Origin of the sequence: Kumtagia ephedrae (genome assembly GCF_003012745.1) — a bacterium.
Lineage (GTDB): Bacteria > Pseudomonadota > Alphaproteobacteria > Rhizobiales > Rhizobiaceae > Kumtagia > Kumtagia ephedrae.
In genome coordinates this window covers 32,916-49,011 of sequence record NZ_PXYK01000030.1, presented here as the reverse complement: position 1 = coordinate 49,011, position 16,096 = coordinate 32,916, and the positions used below count along the sequence as shown (strand labels likewise).

The following is a 16,096-nucleotide window of genomic DNA, read 5'->3' as shown; positions in this document are numbered from 1 at the left end:
ATGATCACCGTCTGGGGCAGAGCCACCTCCGTCAACGTGCAGACCGTCATATGGGCACTGGCCGAACTCGGCCTTGCCTGCGAGCGCCACGACGTGGGCGGCGCCTTCGGCGGCAACGACACGCCGGACTTCCTCGCCATGAACCCCAATGGGCTGGTGCCGGTGCTGCGCGACGGCGACGGCCCGTTCCTGTGGGAGAGCGCGGCGATCGTGCGCTATCTCGGCGCCGGTTATGGCGACGGACAGTTCTGGCCGGTCTCGCCCACGGCGCGCGCCACGGTCGACAAATGGGCGGAGTGGATCAAGACCAGCTTCGGCCCGGCCTTCCTCACCGGCATCTTCTGGCCGTCGATCGCCGTGCCCGAGGCCAAGCGCGACCTGGCGGCGATCGCGGCTGCGGAGAAGCGGCTGAAGACGCTCGCCGCCATGCTCGACGCCCGGCTGGCCGAGGGCGCCTATCTCGGCGGCGAGGATGTCTGCTTCGCCGACATGGTGGTGGGGGCGCCGCTCTACCGCTATTACACGCTCGATTTCGAACGCGCCGACACGCCCAACCTGCGCGCCTACTACGAGCGGCTCACCGCAAGGCCGGCCTATGCCGAGCACGTCATGGTCTCCTACGACAGTCTGAGGGCGAAATGATCCCCGATCTCGACCATCTCAGGCGCGCCTACGCGGCGACGTCGAAGGCCACGCAGGTCACGCCGATGCTGGAATCGGCGGCGCTGGCCAGCCGCACCGGCGCGGCGCGCGTCTTCGTCAAGCCGGAATCGCTGCAATGGGCCGGCTCCTTCAAGGTGCGCGGCGCCTATTGGCGGCTGAAGCAGCTTTCGCCCGAGGAGGCGAAGCGCGGCGTCGTCGCCTATTCCTCCGGCAATTTCGCGCAGGGGCTCGCCGCCGCCGGCCAGGCGCTCGGCATTCCCGTCACCATCGTCATGCCGATCGACGCGCCGGCCGCCAAGCGCGACGCCACCGCCGGCTACGGCGCCACGGTGGTCGTCACCGACCACGGCCAGCGGCCGCGGGAGGAAGTCGCTTCCGAGCGCGCCCGGCAGATCGCGGCCGACGAGAACCTCGTGCTTCTCCATCCTTTCGACGATCCCGAGATCGTCGCCGGCCAGGGCGGCGCGGGGCTGGAGGCCCTCGACCAGCTTTCCGCGCGCGACGCTCGGGTGGACATCCTGTTCTGCCCGGTCGGCGGCGGCGGGCTGATCGGCGGCGTGTCGCTCGCCTTCCACTATCTCTCGCCGCGTACCGCGATCCACGGCGTCGAGCCCGAGGGTTTCAACGGCATGGGCAATTCGATCGCCCATGGCGGGATCGAGACCATGCCGCTGGTGGCGCCGTCGATCTGCGACGGGCTGATGGCGCGGCGGCCGGGCGTGGCGCCCTTCGCGGCCGTGCAGGCGGCCGGGGTACGGGGCATGACTGTCAGCGACAACGCCGTGCGTGCCGCGATGAGGATCGCCTTCGAGCGGCTGAAGCTAGTGCTGGAGCCGTCGGGCGCGGCCTCGCTCGCCGGCCTGCTGTCGGGCGCCGTCGACGTCAGCGGCAAGACGGTGCTCGTCATCGCCAGCGGCGGCAACGTCTCGCTCGCCGACTTCATGAGGCATGTCGCCGATGCCTGAGGCGGATTTCGTCATCGTCGGCTCGGGCTCGGCCGGCTCGGCCATGGCCTATCGCCTTTCGGAGGACGGAAAGCACTCCGTCATCGTCATCGAATTTGGCGGCACCGACATCGGCCCGCTTATCCAGATGCCGTCGGCGCTGTCCTTCCCGATGAATATGAGCCTCTACGACTGGGGTTTTGCCAGCGAGCCGGAGCCGCATCTCGGCGGCCGCGTGCTCGCCACGCCGCGCGGCAAGGTTCTGGGCGGCTCCTCCTCCATCAACGGCATGGTCTATGTGCGCGGCCATGCCGGCGACTTCGACCACTGGGCCGAAACGGGCGCCACCGGCTGGGGTTATGCCGACGTGCTGCCCTATTTCAAGCGCATGGAGAACGTGCGCGGCGGCGAGGACGGCTGGCGCGGCACCGACGGTCCGCTCCATGTGCAGCGCGGCGCCCGCAAGAACCCGCTCTATGCCGCCTTCGTCGAGGCGGGGGCGCAGGCCGGCTTCGAACTCACCGACGACTACAACGGCTCCAAGCAGGAAGGTTTCGGCGCGATGGAGCAGACCATCCATCGCGGCCGCCGCTGGTCCGCCGCCAACGCCTATCTGCGGCCCGCGCTGAAGCGGCAGAACGTGAGTCTCGTCAAAGGCTTCGCGCGAAAAATTGTCATCGAGAACCACCGCGCCGTAGGCGTCGAGATCGAGACGGGAAAGCGGATCCTAACCATCCGCGCCCGCCGCGAAGTGATCGTCGCGGCCTCCTCGATCAACTCGCCGAAGCTGCTGATGCTGTCCGGCATCGGCCCGGCCGCGCAGCTCAGGGCCAACGGCATCGAGGTGGTGGCGGACCGCCCGGGCGTCGGCGCCAATTTGCAGGATCACCTCGAGCTCTACATCCAGCAGGAAGCAACGCAGCCGGTCACGCTCTATTCGGTGCTGAACCCCTTCTCAAAGGCGATGATCGGCGCCGAATGGCTGTTCTTCAAGACCGGCCTCGGCGCCACCAACCATTTCGAGGCGGCAGCGTTCGTGCGCTCCAGGGCGGGCGTCGACTATCCCGACATCCAGTTCCACTTCCTGCCGGCGGCGATCCGCTATGACGGCAAGTCGGCCGCTAAGTCGCACGGTTTTCAGGCGCATGTCGGGCCGATGCGCTCGAAGTCGCGCGGCACCGTCAGCCTGCGCTCGCCCGATCCCCGGGCGAAGCCGGTGATCCGCTTCAACTACATGTCGCACGCCGAGGACTGGGCCGATTTCCGCCACTGCATCCGGCTGACCCGCGAAATCTTCGGCCAGCCCGCCTTCCAGGCCTATCGCGGCGCCGAACTGTCGCCGGGATCGCATGTGCAGAGCGACGACGAACTCGATGCCTTCATCCGCGAGCACGCCGAGAGCGCCTACCATCCCTGCGGCACCTGCCGCATGGGCCGCGCCGACGACCTGACGAGCGTCGTCGACCCCGAATGCCGGGTCATAGGCGTAGACGGCCTGCGCGTCGCCGATTCCTCGATCTTCCCGCGTGTCACCAACGGCAACCTCAACGCGCCGTCGATCATGACCGGCGAGAAAGCCGCCGACCACATCCTCGGCCGCGGGCCGCTGCCGCCCTCCAACCAGCAGCCGTGGTACAATCCGCGCTGGCGCGAGAGCGACCGGTGAGGGCAAATGGGAGCCAAGAGCCAGGTCACGCCGCAACCCGATGAAATCCTTCCGGATTTGGAACAGCGACACCGTGATGCCATTCTGGACGTCGTACTGGCTTGGGGAACGCTTGACGGCGCTTTGGGAATACTCCTAGCCGCTACTGAAGACACCGAGCTTGACGTTGCCGCAGGTGAATTTGGCAAGATGCCAACTTCTGACAAGCCGGCGAGACTTAGACGCAATTTTCCAGACAATTCTTCTGGAAAGTCCGCCTCAATGTTCTTCAAGAAGCTAAAGAAAAACCTTGAGAGGAATTCGTTCGTGCGCAACCGGATTGTCCATTCTCGGTGCGTTGGCATATGGGAGAAGGATCCGGAGTACGTTCTTTTCGCTGCATTTGAACGATTCTCAGACGGCCACCTAGCGTTTGACGCAATTCCTTTGGAAGAAATGGCGAGGGTTACGAAATGGGCGGAACAACTGACGGCTCTCGCGTTGCGCCTCTCTGAGCAAATTGGCCCCACCAGCCCCGACGCAGAGGAAATATGAAAGCCCAGCCGAAAGCCTCGCACTACATCAATGGCCGCCACGTCGAGGACGAGCAGGGCCCGGCCCTGCCGGTGACCTATCCCGCCACCGGCGAGACCATCGCCATGCTGCATGCGGCGACATCCAACACGGTCGAGCTCGCCGTCGAGGCGGCGCGCGCCGCGCAGCCCGCCTGGGCGCGGCTGAAGCCGGTAGAGCGCGGCCGCATCCTGCGCCGCGCCGCCGACCTGCTGCGCGAGCGCAACGCCGAGCTGGCGCGGCTGGAGACGCTCGACACCGGCAAGGCGATCCAGGAGACGCTGGTGGCGGACGCCGCCTCCGCCGCCGACGCGCTCGAATATTTCGGTGGCGCGGTGGCGGCTTTCGGCGGGGACTACACCGATCTCGGCGGTCCCTTCGCCTATACGCGCCGCGAGCCGCTCGGCGTCTGCGTCGGCATCGGCGCCTGGAACTACCCGATCCAGGTCGCCGGCTGGAAGTCGGCGCCGGCACTCGCCATGGGCAACGCCATGGTGTTCAAGCCCTCGGAGAACACGCCGCTCTCGGCACTGGCGCTTGCCGAGATCTACACCGAGGCCGGCCTGCCGGACGGCATCTTCAACGTCGTTCAGGGTTTTGGCGATGTCGGCGCGGCGCTGGCCTCCCACGAGGCGGTCGCAAAAGTATCGATGACCGGCTCGGTGCCGACCGGCAGGAAGGTGCTGTCGCTCGCCGGCTCGCTGATGAAGCACGCCACCATGGAGCTCGGCGGCAAGTCGCCGCTGATCGTCTTCGACGACGCCGACCTGGAAAACGCCGTCGGCGGTGCCATGCTCGGCAATTTCTATTCGACCGGCCAGGTCTGCTCCAACGGCACGCGCGTCTTCGTTCAGAAGGGCCTGCACGACCGCTTCGTCGAGCGGCTGGTCGAGCGTACGAAGACGATCCGGATCGGCGATCCGCTCGACCCGGAGACGCAGATGGGGCCGCTGGTGAGCAAGGCGCAGCACGACAAGGTGCTGGGCTACATCGCCATCGGCAGGGACGAAGGCGCAACGCTGCGCCATGGCGGCGGCGTGCCGTCGCTGCAGGGTTTTGAAGGCGGCTGCTTCGTCGAGCCTACCATCTTCACCGACGTGACCGATTCCATGCGCATCGCCCGCGAGGAGATTTTCGGCCCGGTGATGACGGTGCTCTCCTTCGACGACGAGGACGAGGTGGTGACGCGCGCCAACGACACCGAATTCGGGCTCGCCGCCGGCGTCTTCACCCGCGACCTGCCGCGCGCCCATCGCGTCGTCGCCGAGCTGCAGGCCGGCACCTGCTGGATCAACGCCTACAACCTGACGCCGGTGGAGGTGCCCTTCGGCGGCTACAAGCAGTCGGGCATCGGCCGCGAGAACGCGCTGGAGGCGCTGCGCCATTATTCGCAGGTGAAGTCGGTCTATGTGGAGACCGGAGACGTCGCCAGCCCCTACTGAGGGGCTGGCGCGCCGGGCTCCCCGTCCTGACGGAAACCTGCGGAAATTCAGCCTGTTGCGGCCGTTTCCGCAGTTTTTGAATCGGCCTTGGGAAACCGCTGCGAACCGGTCGTTTCCCGCTTGCGGCTTTTGCCGGCGACGGTTATAAGCCGCCCGTCTGGTCGCGGAGTGTAGCGCAGCCTGGTAGCGCACATCGTTCGGGACGATGGGGTCGCAGGTTCGAATCCTGCCACTCCGACCAGAAAAATCGAGTGGTTGGGATTCGGCCAGTATGTCATCCCACCTGAAACTCAAACGGCACCCGACGTCCCGCAGGACCTCGGCCGTCGACCACCGCATGAACGGGCGAGATCGTCGCACCTTTTACGCGATGTCATCCAGGTCGACATCGAGGGCGTCCGCGATCTTCTTCATCGCCGACAGGCTGCCCTCCTTCTTGCCGCTCTCGATCTCGGAAATATAGGGTGCGCTGAGGCTGGACTTCTCGGCGAGCTCGCGCGCCGAGAGCCCGCGATAGGAACGCCAGACGCGCACCTTGTTCTCGCCGTCGAGGAGCCGATTCACGATCTCGGCTGGAACAAGCTCCTCTGCTCCGGCCGCCAGCCGGTCGCGGAAGGTGCGGACGGCCTCGGCATCCTCGCGATCTTCGGCCGCCTCGCGCAGCGCGCGAAATTCGGCCTCCGGCAGGACGACAAGCCGCTCCCCACCAGGGGTAACGATGATCTGTTCAGCCATGTTGCGTCTTCCTATTCGTAGGCGCCGCCGCGCGGCGCGACCCTGATAATGGCGACGACGTCGCCCGTCTCGGTGAAGACCACCCGCCAGTCGCCGACCCTCAGCCGCAGGACTCCATCCATGCCCGCCAGCGTCTTGACATTATTGGCAAGGGTTTCCGGCTCGCGGGCATATTGCTCAATCTTGGATCGGATGAGCGCCGCCGTATTCGCCGGCATGCGCATCAGGGCCTTGAGAGCGGCTTTGCTGTACGCAATCTCCTTCATCTCTCCAAGAGATAGCGGTTTGCGAACTAAATACAAGATAAAGTTTGCAATCAGCGAATCGCGTAAGCCGACTAAAAGGCGGCCGCCGAAGCCTTCCGATGTGTCGGCAAGCAGTGCGCTCACTGCTGCCGTACCGTTCGTCGGCCATGAACGGAACAAACGTCGTCCATGGCCCATAAAAAGTCCGGATTTGCCGGGGTTCCAAGCAGGCCGCTATGCCGCCCGCCTTTCGACAAGCCGGTCGAGCCAGTCGGGCGTCATCTCCGGCACGGATTCGAGCAGCAGGCGCGTATAGTCCTGGAAGGGCGGAGACAGGACGTCCGCCTTGGCGCCCTGGTCGACGATCCGCCCCTTGTTCAGCACCACGACGCGGTCGGCAATCGCCCGGACGACCTCGATGTCGTGGGTGATGAACAGGTAGGACACGCCGAGGCGCCGCTGCAAATCCGCCAGCATGGTCAGGATGCCGGCCTGGACGATCTGGTCGAGCGCCGAGGTGATCTCGTCGCAGATGATCAGTTCCGGCTCGGCCGCCAGCGCGCGGGCGATCGCCACCCGCTGCCGCTGCCCGCCGGACAATTGCGCCGGAAGCCGGTCGGCGTAGCTCTCCTCCAGCTCCACCATGCGCAGCAGTTCGAGGACGCGTCTTTCCCGTTGCGCGCCGGAAAGGCCATGGAAGAAGGCGAGCGGCCGGCCGAGGATCTTGCGGACGCTGTGGCGCGGGTTGAGCGCCGTATCCGCCGACTGGTAGATGATCTGGACGCGGCGCAGCATGTCCTTGCCGCGCTTGCGCACGACGGGCGGCAGGACGGCTCCGTCAAAGCGGAGCGTTCCACCGTCCGGCGGCAGGAGTCCGGCGATCACCCGGCCGAGCGTCGACTTCCCGGAGCCGGATTCGCCGACGAGGGCGACGGTCTGGCCGCGCCCCACCGCGAGATCGATGCCGTCCAGGGCCTTGAAGGTGCCGTACGAGGCCGAAATCTGCTCGACGCGCAAGAGGTCGTCGCCCGTGGCTGCGTGGCTGGCTCCCTGCAGATTGCGCACGGCCCACAGCGACTTCGTATAGGGATGTCTCGGCGCGTCGATGATCGACGCGATCGGCGCTTCCTCCACCGCCTCGCCGTAGCGCAGCACCATGACGCGGTGCGCCATCTGTGCGACGATGGCGAGATCGTGCGAGATGTAGAGCACGGCGACGCCATGCTCCTGGATCGCCTTGCGGATCGACAGCAGCACCTCGACCTGCGTGGTGACGTCGAGCGCCGTGGTCGGCTCGTCGAAGACGATCAGGTCGGGCTGGCAGATCATCGCCATCGCTGTCATCGCCCGCTGCAACTGACCGCCGGACACCTGATGCGGGTAGCGGTCGCCGAAGCGCTCCGGGTCCGGCAGCTGCAGCGAGCGGAACAGCGCCACCGCCCTGGCCGCTGCGTCGCGCCTCGGCATGCCGCCGCGGGTCACCGCCGCCTCGACGATCTGGTCCATCAGCCGCTTGGCGGGGTTGAAGGACGCGGCCGCGCTTTGCGCCACATAGGCTATTTTCGTGCCGCGGAGCGCGCGGCGCCGGCTCTCGGGCATGGCGAGCAGGTCGGTCCCGCCGAAGCGCACGCTGCCGCCGGCGAGGCGGCAGCCGGCGCGGAAATAGCCGAGCGCAGCAAGGCCGATGGTGGACTTGCCCGCCCCGGATTCGCCGACCAGCCCCAGCACCTCGCCGCGGCGCAAGGTCAGGCTGACGCCCTTGACGATCTCCAGCCACTCGTCCTTGACCCGCGCCTCGATCCTCAGGTCGGAGATCGAGAGCACGGTGTCGCCGGCTGCCACGACTGAAAGCTCATTCGTCATCGGCGAGACCGCTCGATTTGCCGAGGAACCAGTCGGCGACGAAGTTGACGCCGACGGTGAGCAGAGCGATCGCGCCCGCCGGGATGAGCGGCGTGATGTCGCCCATGTTGATCAGCGCGGCGTTGTCGCGGACCATCGATCCCCACTCCGCCATCGGCGGCTGCAGTCCGACGCCGAGGAAGGACAGCGCGGCGATCATCAGGAAGACGAAGCAGAAGCGCATGCCGAATTCGGAGATGAGGATCGGCAGGATGTTGGGCAGGATCTCGTGCACGATGCGCCAGGTGAGCCCCTCGCCGCGCGCCGATGCCGCCTCGACGAAGTCGAGCGTCACCACGTTCATCGCCGCCGCCCGCGAGATGCGGAAGATGCGGGTGGAATCGAGCACGGCGATGATCAGGATGAGGTTCACCACCGCCGGGCCGAAGATCGCCAGCAGCATCAAGGTGAGGATCAGGTCCGGGATCGACATGACCGCGTCGACGAAGCGGCTGAGGATCTGGTCGGCCCAGCCGCGCAAGGCCGCCGCCATGATGCCGAAGAAGCCGCCGATGGCGAAGGCCAGCACCGTCGTCACCAGGGCGATGCCGATGGAATTCCGGGCGCCGTAGATGATGCGGGTCAGGAAGTCGCGCCCGAGCTGGTCGGTGCCGAGCAGGTTTTCGGAGCTCCACGGCGCGAACGGCATGTCCGAGACCACCTGGTATTCGCCATAGGGCGCTATCCAGGGCGCCAGGGCGGCGACGAGGATGTAGGCGGTCACGATGACAAGGCCGACGATGGCCGTGGGCGGTGCGCCGCGCAGCCCCTTGAGGCTGCGGCGCACCAGGCTTTCCGGAGGCGTGACAATCGCGGAATCGGACATGGCCGGCCTCACCGCGGATGCAGCAGTCGGGGATTGCTGACGATCGATATGATGTCGGCGATCAGGTTCAGAACGATGTAGGCGGCCGAGAAGATCAGGGCGCAGGCCTGGACGACGGGCACGTCGCGGTTGCGCACGGCATCCACCATGGTCTGGCCGATGCCGGGATAGACGAACACCACCTCCACCACGACGACGCCGGCGATCAGGTAGGCGAGGTTGATGGCGATGACGCTGGCGATCGGCCCGATCGCATTGGGCAGGGCATGACGCAGTACGATCCGCATCTCCGGCTCGCCCTTCAGCCGCGCCATCTCGATATAGGGTCTTGACATCACACCGATGAGCGCGGCGCGCGTGTTGCGCATCATGTGCGCCAGCGTCACGAACAGCAGCGTCATGATCGGCAGCGCCATGCGGTAGAGATGCTCGCCAAGGCCCATGCCGGGGCGGATGCTGGACAGCGACGGGAAGATGTGAAGTTTTGTCGCCAGCACCAGCATCAGCACATAGGCGATGAAGAATTCGGGCAGCGAGATTGAGGCGAGCGTCGCCGAGCTGAGGAAACGGTCGACCGGCTTGTTGCGATAGCGCGCACAGACGATGCCGAGGAAGACCGCCAGCGGCACGGCGATGACCGCCGTGGTCGCCGCCAGCGCCAGGGTGTTCGCCAGCCGCGGCCCGATGACGGTGCTGACCAGCCGCGACGAGAAGGAATCGCCGAAATCGCCGACCAGCGCGCCGCCGAGCCAGTCGACGTAGCGTTGCGGCCATGGCTTGTCCAGGCCGAGCTTCTGCTGGAAGGCGGCGACCGTTTCCGGCGTTGCCGAGCGCCCGAGAATGGCGGTGGCGAAGTCGCCCGGCAGGAAGCTGACCGCCGTGAAGATGATCGCCGAGACGATCGCCAGGCTCAGCAGGCCGAGACCCAGCCGCTGCACCGTCATGTTGAGGATCGGATGGGACCCTGAAGCCAATATCGATGTCCCCGTCATTGCTCTGATTCCAGGACGGCCTGTCCGTCCGGCACGCTACGCCCGAGCCGGCGCCGGCACACCGCAGGTCCGGCTCGCCGCGTGGGCGACGATGTCGGGACCATTTCGAGCGGCATCCGTCAACGCCGCCCGGCGCGCAATGGTCAGGCCATCCACCAGCGTTCCGTCATGCGCAGGTTGTCGCACGGGAAGATGCCGCCGATCTCGCCGTGGCCGATCTTCTTCGAAATGCCGACAATCCAGTTCACGAACGCCACGGTGATGACGCCGCCGTCGTCGTGAATGATCTGCTGCATCTCGCGATACTGGCTGGCGCGCTGCTCCTGGTCGGTCTCGGAACGCGCGGCGATGAGCAACTCGTTGAAGCGCGGGTTCTTCCAGTGGGTGTTGTTCCAGGAGGCGTCGGCGGCATAGGCCGTCGAGAACAGCCAGTCGCAGGTGGCGCGGCCATACCAGTCGCAGCCGTTGAAGGGCTTCTTCAGCCACACGTTCTCCCAATAGCCGTCGTCGGCCTCGCGGACGACGTTGATGTTGATGCCGGCCTTGGCGGCATGCTCCTTGTAGAGCACGGCCGCAGCGATTGCTCCGGGGAAGGCGGCCTCGGAAACCGAAAGATCGATGTCGAGGGACGACAGGCCGGCCTTGGCCAGGTACGCCTTGGCCTTGTCGACGTCGTAGTCATGCTGCGGTTGCGGATCGAAGTAGAACGGCATCTCGGAGGCGACCGGCGTGTCGTTGCCCTTGATCGCCTCGCCGCGGAACACCTTGCGGATGACGTCGTCGCGGTCGAGCGCGTATTTCAATGCCATGCGCACGTCGGGGTTGTCGAAAGGCGCCGTCGAGGTGTCCATGTCGAAGGTGAAATGGCGCAGGCTCGGGATGCGGCCGACCGCCAGGTCTGAATTGCGCTCGATCAGTGCGATGTTGTTGACGTCGAGATCGCCGATGAACTCCACCTCGCCGGTGATGAAGGCGTTGAGGCGGGCCGTCGCATCCATGATGGCGACGAACTCGACCTCGTCGAAGTGGGGCTTGTTGTCCTTGTGATAGTTCGGGTTGCGCTTCATCTTGACGGCAATGCCCGGCTCGAAATTCTCCAGGATGAAGCTGCCGGTGCCGACGCCGCGCTGCCAGTCGATGCCGCCGCCCTCCTTGGCCGGCATGATCGACAGGTGGTAGTCGGCGACGAGGTAGGGAAAATCCGCCGTTCCGGACTTCAGGTTGAAGACGACCGTGTTCGGACCGTCCGCCTCGATCGTCTCCACCTGCGACAGCAGCGACTTGGCGCCGGAAGACGAGGCGTCGCCCATGTGGTGGTGGAAGGATTCCTGGATGTCCTTCACCGTCAGGCTCTTGCCGTCATGGAAGGTGATGCCGTTGCGGATCTTGAAGATCCACTTCCTGGCGCCGTCGGCGGGCTCGAAGCTTTCGGCGAGATCGCCGATGATGCTGCCGTCGGCGGCGATCTCGGTCAGGTTGTTGCAGAGCGAGCCGTTGAAGGCCGCCTGCGCGAAGCTTGCCGGCCAGGTGCCGGGATCGAGCGTGTCCTGCTGCGAGGCATCCGACATGCCGAACCGCGCGTAGCCGCCCTGCTTCGGCTCCTCGGCATGCAGGAGCGAGGGCGTGAGGCTCGAGCCGACGCCAGCAGCCGCCGCGAGCGCCGCCGCCCGGCCGAGGAACTCGCGGCGCGAAATCCCGCCCTTGCGCAATCTTTCGGCCCAGAATTGCATTTCACGCAGTCGAGCATCCGACATGTTGGTTCCCCATTTTGGTGGCCGGCTCCGGCGGCCGGCGGACTCATGCGAGCGTCCGGCGGAATGGCTTTTGGCTGCCATCTTTGTTCCGCAAGCTAGGCACCCGAAGCATCGTTTGTCAAACAATTTTTGATTGACCGATCAATCATTTTTTGCTGATTTCCATACACCTCTCACGTCAGGCCCTTCCATGTCCGATCTCGATCTCTGCTATCTGCCCGCCGCGGAAGCGTTGCGCCGTTTCAGGAGCCGTACGCTTTCGCCGGTCGAACTGCTCCAGGCGCAGTTGCGGCGGATCGAAGAGACCAAGGACAGCATCAACGCCGTCTGCTTCGTCTATGCAGAGGAAGCGATGGAGGAAGCGCGCAAGGCGGAGGCCCGCTATGCGGCTGATGCCGCCGACCTTCGCCCCCTGGAAGGGCTGCCGACGGGAATCAAGGACGAGAACACCATCGCCGGCAAGGTGACGACGTTCGGGTCGCTGATCTACAAGGACAACGTCGCGCAGACGACGACACCCGTGGTGCAGCGGCTGATCGATGCCGGCGCCGTCGTGCACGGGCGCACCACCACGCCCGAATTCTCGTCGGAGGGCTTCACCCATTCGCGTCTATGGGGCGTGACCCGCAATCCGTGGAACCTCGACTATACCCCCGGCGGCTCCTCCGGCGGATCTGGCGCGGCCCTGGCGGGCGGCATGGCCAGCCTGGCGACGGGCTCCGACATCGGCGGCTCGATCCGCATACCGGCGTCCGCCTGCGGTCTCGTCGGCTTCAAGCCGCCCTACGGTCGCAACCCGGCGACGCCCCCGTTCAACCTCGATTTCTACAACCACCCCGGCCCGATGGCGCGCTCGGTGGAGGATTGCCTGCTGATGCAGAACGTCATGTGCGGACCGCATCCCAACGACATCGCCTCGCTGAAGCCGAAACTGAAACTCCCCGTCGATCGCCGCGGCATCCGCGGCTGGAAGATCGCCTACTCGCTCGACCTCGGCTATTACGAGGTCGACGACGACGTCCGCCGCAACACGCTTGCGGCTCTCGAAATCTTCCGCTCCCTCGGCGCCGAGGTGGTGGAGGTCGATATCGGCTGGACGAAACAGACCGAGAAGGCGGCCGACGACTATCTGCGCACGATCTTCGGGGCCTGGGTGGCCGAATATCTCGACGAGCGGGCCGCGATGCTGACCAAATATGGCAGGGCCTTCGCCGAGGCATCGCAGACGGTCGCGCCACGGGATTTCCTGGCCTCGCTCTACACGGCCGGCGCGATGTACTCGACCTTCGGACCGCTGATGGAAGATTTCGACGTCTTCGTCTGCCCGACGCTGGCGTTGCCGGCGGTCGGCGCGGAGCATGATCCAGACAACGGGCTGACGATCAACGGCAAGCCCGTCGATCCACGCTATGGCTGGATCATGACCTATCCCTTCAACATGCTGAGCCGCTGCCCGGTGCTCAGCGTGCCGTCCGGCCACGCCGCCAACGGGGTCCCCACCGGCATCCAGATCGTCGGCAAGACATACAGCGATGCGGATGTCTTCCGCGCCGGCCTTGCTTTCGAGACGGCGGTCGGCGGATGGTTCACCCGGCCCGAAGCGCGGCCGCGCATTCCCGCCGCCGCCTGAAAACGCAGCCTGCGGTGACGCCTCGTCCCGCTCTCCAATGTGATGTCCTGCGATGAAAACCGTCCACTCCCCGCACCATGTCCTGCAGAACGCCGAAGCGGAATTCATCCGCGGCAGGAAGGTGCCGAGCTTCGAGATGCCGCGCCGGGCGGAGCTCGTCCTGGAGCGGGTCAACGCCGTTTCCCTGGGGCCTGTGATCGAGCCGAAGAGTTTCGGGACCGATCCGATCCTCAAGGTGCATGACCGCGACTTCGTCACGTTCCTCGCTACTGCCTGGGAGACGTGGTCGACCGAGAACGGGCCGATCGACGCCTTCCCCAACGCCTGGCCGCCGCCGCGTTCGTCGCGGGTGCGGACGAACCGTCCGGGCGCGGAACTCGGCCGCTATTGCATCGACCTGTCGAGCCCGATCATGGCCGGCACCTGGACGGCGGCAACCGCCGGCGCCGACACCGCGCTCACGGCCATGGAGATCGCGGCAGGAGCGGACAAATGCGCCTTCGCCCTGTGCCGCCCGCCCGGCCATCATGCGGGCCGCGACTATTTCGGCGGCTACTGCTTCCTCAACAACGCGGCGATCGCCGCACAGGCTTGGCTCGACCGCGGTCTCGACAAGGTCGCGGTGCTCGACGTCGACTACCATCATGGAAACGGCACGCAGGACATTTTCCACGATCGCGCCGACGTGCTGACGGTCTCGATCCATGCCGATCCGCAACACGAGTATCCCTATTACAGCGGCTATGCCGACGAGACCGGCGAAGGCGAAGGCGCCGGCTTCAACCTCAACATACCGCTGGCCTGGGGCTCGGACTACGCGACCTACGCTCCGGCGCTTGCCGAAGCGCTTGCCCGGATCGCCGGCTTCGGGGCAGAGGCGCTGGTCGTCTCGCTCGGTGTCGACACGTTCGGCGGCGACCCGATCTCGCGTTTTCGCCTGGTCAACGCCGATTTCACCACGATGGGCCGGACAATCGCCAGCCTCGGCATCCCGACCCTGTTCGTGATGGAGGGCGGCTATGCGGTCGAGGACATCGGCGTCAACGCCGTCAACGTGCTCACCGGCTTCGAGGCCGCGCGCTGAGCAAGCGCGTCAGAAATCCTCTGGAAAGATGGCGCGCAGGAAGGCGAAGCATGCTTGCTTGGCCGCCGCCTGTCCGGCCGGGCCGGCATTGTCCATGACCAGGTTGGCGATCCAGAAACCGTCGATCATGGCGTTGAGCGAGCGTGCCACCTGTCCCGCGTCCACCTTCACGCCCCGCGCCTCGGCGAGCGCGGCGACATCGGCCTCGGCATAGGCGTTGTAGCGCGCCTTCAGTTCGGCGCAGCGCTTGCGGTAGCTGGGCACGCGCACGGACTCGGCCCAGAAGGCGAGCCAGAACGCCAGCCGCCGGGCGCTCGCGACCTTGCCGCCGAAATCGCTCTCGATCATGGTCTTGAGGCGCGCGGCCGGCGTGCCGGCGTCGAGCTTGAGCGCCTGCTCATACTCCTCGACCGTGTAGTCGAGCGCGGCGAGGATGATGCCTTCCTTCGAGTTGAAGTGGAAGGAAACGACGCCGTAGCTACATCCGGCCTCGGCCGCGATGCTGCGGATCGTGATCCCCACCAGTCCCTCGCGCGCGATCACCGCCACGGCGGCGTCCAGCAGGCTCTGGCGGCGCTCCGCCACCTGGTCCTCGCGGGTCAGGGCAGCGCCGTTGCGTCCCTTCGCTTTCTGCTTCAGCGCGGTTCGGCCCATGCGAAACGAGGTTCCATCGAGGGTTTCTTATGAACGGCTGCCGGAAGGGCAGGCAACCGTAGGATGAGCGGCAGCAGAAAACCTCTGTGTCGATACCGGAGGAATGTCAATCGAGCCGGGTTGCCATGTCCGGACGCGTTCTCATACCGGATCGCCCAGGTTGAGAAACCGCGCGGCATTGTCGTGCAGCCATTTGCGCTTGACCGCGTCTTCCATCGGCAAGGCCTTCAGCTCTTCGACAGCCGCGGCGGCCGGCATCATCGGAAAACTCGACCCGAAGATCATCTTGTCCTGCAAGATGGTGCGGCCGTATTGCAGCAGCGGCTCATAACCCGAATGCGGCTTTGCCAGCAGCTTCGGCCGCACCGCAAGCACGCCGATATAGAGCGTGGGATGGCGCCAGCACACGCCGATCAGCTCCGTGACCCACGGCCAGCCCGGCGGCGAGGCACAGACCCGCAGCCCCGGAAACGCGACCATCACCTCGTCCAGATATTCCGGCCGGCCATAGGACATCGGCGTCGCCGCCGAGAAGTTGATGCCGCAGTGGATGTTCACCGGCACGTCGAGCTCCAGCGCCTTTTCGTAGAGCGGATGGAGCAAGGGATCGTTCGGCCGCAGCTTCAGTTCGAAGCATTGCAGGTTGAGCCCGCGCAGCCCGAGATTGCGGACGGCGTGGTCGAATTCGTCGACCGCCGCCTTGCCCTTGTGCGGGTCGACGCCGGCGAAGCCGAGATAGCGCGGGCCGTGGGCACGGCAGAAGTCGGCCACCGTCTCGTTGGCGATCCGAAAGCCGAAGGTCGTCTCCACGTCGCGCGCCTTCAGCACCACATGACGCGCGCCCAGCGCCTCGTAGGTCGCAAGATAAGCCTCCACATCCGCCGCCGCGCTGCTTTCGGCCGATCGGCGTTCGCTCGCCGCATAGACGCGCCGGTAGTTCTGCAGATGCGGCGCCGGCGGGTTGAAGCCGGGTGCCGGCGGGCGGCTGGAGAAGTCGATCAGCATTC

Annotated in this window: 15 protein-coding genes and 1 tRNA gene; 8 read left to right on the top strand and 8 right to left on the bottom strand. The window is 66.1% G+C overall.

Annotation, left to right across the window (positions count from 1 at the left end; all coding sequences use genetic code 11):
• The 6 genes from C7I84_RS24350 to C7I84_RS24325 all read left to right on the top strand — a co-directional run bounded on the left by C7I84_RS24350 (position 1) and on the right by C7I84_RS24325 (position 5,508).
• Positions 1–642, top strand: coding sequence for a glutathione S-transferase family protein (locus C7I84_RS24350; RefSeq protein ID WP_106774820.1), 642 nt, complete (start codon positions 1–3; stop codon positions 640–642).
• Positions 639–1,628, top strand: coding sequence for a threonine/serine dehydratase family protein (locus C7I84_RS24345; RefSeq protein WP_106774819.1), 990 nt, complete (start codon positions 639–641; stop codon positions 1,626–1,628). The genes C7I84_RS24350 and C7I84_RS24345 overlap by 4 nt, the downstream gene beginning before the upstream one ends.
• Positions 1,621–3,273, top strand: coding sequence for a choline dehydrogenase (betA, locus tag C7I84_RS24340; protein ID WP_106774848.1), 1,653 nt, complete (start codon positions 1,621–1,623; stop codon positions 3,271–3,273). The genes C7I84_RS24345 and betA overlap by 8 nt, the downstream gene beginning before the upstream one ends.
• A 6-nt stretch (positions 3,274–3,279) precedes the next feature.
• The gene (locus C7I84_RS29825) at positions 3,280–3,807 is read left to right on the top strand and encodes a hypothetical protein (protein ID WP_133170151.1); all 528 of its coding nucleotides are present in this window, start codon (positions 3,280–3,282) and stop codon (positions 3,805–3,807) included.
• Positions 3,804–5,267, top strand: a complete 1,464-nt coding sequence (gene betB / locus C7I84_RS24330) for a betaine-aldehyde dehydrogenase (protein WP_106774817.1) — start codon at positions 3,804–3,806, stop codon at positions 5,265–5,267. The genes C7I84_RS29825 and betB overlap by 4 nt, the downstream gene beginning before the upstream one ends.
• A 164-nt stretch (positions 5,268–5,431) precedes the next feature.
• Positions 5,432–5,508 (top strand) — tRNA-Pro (locus C7I84_RS24325).
• 122 nt (positions 5,509–5,630) lie between these two features.
• Here C7I84_RS24325 and C7I84_RS24320 read toward each other — a convergent pair.
• The 6 genes from C7I84_RS24320 to C7I84_RS24295 all read right to left on the bottom strand — a co-directional run bounded on the left by C7I84_RS24320 (position 5,631) and on the right by C7I84_RS24295 (position 11,721).
• A complete protein-coding gene (locus C7I84_RS24320; protein ID WP_106774816.1) occupies positions 5,631–6,002 on the bottom strand; it encodes a helix-turn-helix domain-containing protein in 372 nt (123 codons plus the stop codon).
• A gap of 11 nt (positions 6,003–6,013) precedes the next feature.
• On the bottom strand, positions 6,014–6,391 hold the full coding sequence (locus C7I84_RS24315; RefSeq protein WP_342587181.1) for a type II toxin-antitoxin system RelE family toxin: 378 nt from the start codon (positions 6,389–6,391) through the stop codon (positions 6,014–6,016).
• Between the two features lie 90 nt (positions 6,392–6,481).
• Entirely contained in the window at positions 6,482–8,110 is a 1,629-nt protein-coding gene (locus tag C7I84_RS24310; protein ID WP_106774814.1) for an ABC transporter ATP-binding protein, read from the bottom strand.
• On the bottom strand, positions 8,100–8,975 hold the full coding sequence (locus C7I84_RS24305; protein WP_106774813.1) for an ABC transporter permease: 876 nt from the start codon (positions 8,973–8,975) through the stop codon (positions 8,100–8,102). Before C7I84_RS24305 ends, C7I84_RS24310 begins: the two co-directional genes overlap by 11 nt.
• An 8-nt stretch (positions 8,976–8,983) precedes the next feature.
• The gene (locus C7I84_RS24300; protein ID WP_425351393.1) at positions 8,984–9,949 is read right to left on the bottom strand and encodes an ABC transporter permease; all 966 of its coding nucleotides are present in this window, start codon (positions 9,947–9,949) and stop codon (positions 8,984–8,986) included.
• 161 nt (positions 9,950–10,110) lie between these two features.
• Positions 10,111–11,721, bottom strand: a complete 1,611-nt coding sequence (locus C7I84_RS24295; protein ID WP_106774811.1) for an ABC transporter substrate-binding protein — start codon at positions 11,719–11,721, stop codon at positions 10,111–10,113.
• 190 nt (positions 11,722–11,911) lie between these two features.
• Between C7I84_RS24295 and C7I84_RS24290 the strand changes: the two genes are divergently transcribed.
• Together C7I84_RS24290 and C7I84_RS24285 are read left to right on the top strand one after the other, a co-directional pair.
• Positions 11,912–13,351: an amidase gene (locus C7I84_RS24290; RefSeq protein ID WP_106774810.1), complete on the top strand. Its 1,440-nt coding sequence runs from the start codon at positions 11,912–11,914 to the stop codon at positions 13,349–13,351.
• 52 nt (positions 13,352–13,403) lie between these two features.
• Complete coding sequence (locus C7I84_RS24285) at positions 13,404–14,435, top strand: histone deacetylase family protein (RefSeq protein WP_106774809.1); 1,032 nt, start codon at positions 13,404–13,406, stop codon at positions 14,433–14,435.
• A 9-nt stretch (positions 14,436–14,444) separates the two neighbouring features.
• Here C7I84_RS24285 and C7I84_RS24280 read toward each other — a convergent pair whose 3' ends face one another.
• Positions 14,445–15,089 (bottom strand): TetR family transcriptional regulator C-terminal domain-containing protein, encoded by a 645-nt coding sequence (locus tag C7I84_RS24280; protein ID WP_106774808.1) that lies wholly within the window; start codon positions 15,087–15,089, stop codon positions 14,445–14,447.
• 141 nt (positions 15,090–15,230) lie between these two features.
• The gene (locus C7I84_RS24275; RefSeq protein WP_106774807.1) at positions 15,231–16,094 is read right to left on the bottom strand and encodes an amidohydrolase family protein; all 864 of its coding nucleotides are present in this window, start codon (positions 16,092–16,094) and stop codon (positions 15,231–15,233) included.
• Positions 16,095–16,096: the final 2 nt, after the last annotated feature.

What these genes read in the sequence shown, in the direction of transcription:
- C7I84_RS24350 (WP_106774820.1), top strand. Translation starts at nt 1, where the DNA reads ATGATCACCGTCTGGGGCAGAGCCACCTCCGTCAACGTGCAGACCGTC.
- C7I84_RS24345 (WP_106774819.1), top strand. Translation starts at nt 639, where the DNA reads ATGATCCCCGATCTCGACCATCTCAGGCGCGCCTACGCGGCGACGTCG.
- betA (WP_106774848.1), top strand. Translation starts at nt 1,621, where the DNA reads ATGCCTGAGGCGGATTTCGTCATCGTCGGCTCGGGCTCGGCCGGCTCG.
- C7I84_RS29825 (WP_133170151.1), top strand. Translation starts at nt 3,280, where the DNA reads ATGGGAGCCAAGAGCCAGGTCACGCCGCAACCCGATGAAATCCTTCCG.
- betB (WP_106774817.1), top strand. Translation starts at nt 3,804, where the DNA reads ATGAAAGCCCAGCCGAAAGCCTCGCACTACATCAATGGCCGCCACGTC.
- C7I84_RS24320 (WP_106774816.1), bottom strand. Translation starts at nt 6,002, where the DNA reads ATGGCTGAACAGATCATCGTTACCCCTGGTGGGGAGCGGCTTGTCGTC.
- C7I84_RS24310 (WP_106774814.1), bottom strand. Translation starts at nt 8,110, where the DNA reads ATGACGAATGAGCTTTCAGTCGTGGCAGCCGGCGACACCGTGCTCTCG.
- C7I84_RS24305 (WP_106774813.1), bottom strand. Translation starts at nt 8,975, where the DNA reads ATGTCCGATTCCGCGATTGTCACGCCTCCGGAAAGCCTGGTGCGCCGC.
- C7I84_RS24295 (WP_106774811.1), bottom strand. Translation starts at nt 11,721, where the DNA reads ATGTCGGATGCTCGACTGCGTGAAATGCAATTCTGGGCCGAAAGATTG.
- C7I84_RS24290 (WP_106774810.1), top strand. Translation starts at nt 11,912, where the DNA reads ATGTCCGATCTCGATCTCTGCTATCTGCCCGCCGCGGAAGCGTTGCGC.
- C7I84_RS24285 (WP_106774809.1), top strand. Translation starts at nt 13,404, where the DNA reads ATGAAAACCGTCCACTCCCCGCACCATGTCCTGCAGAACGCCGAAGCG.
- C7I84_RS24280 (WP_106774808.1), bottom strand. Translation starts at nt 15,089, where the DNA reads ATGGGCCGAACCGCGCTGAAGCAGAAAGCGAAGGGACGCAACGGCGCT.
- C7I84_RS24275 (WP_106774807.1), bottom strand. Translation starts at nt 16,094, where the DNA reads ATGCTGATCGACTTCTCCAGCCGCCCGCCGGCACCCGGCTTCAACCCG.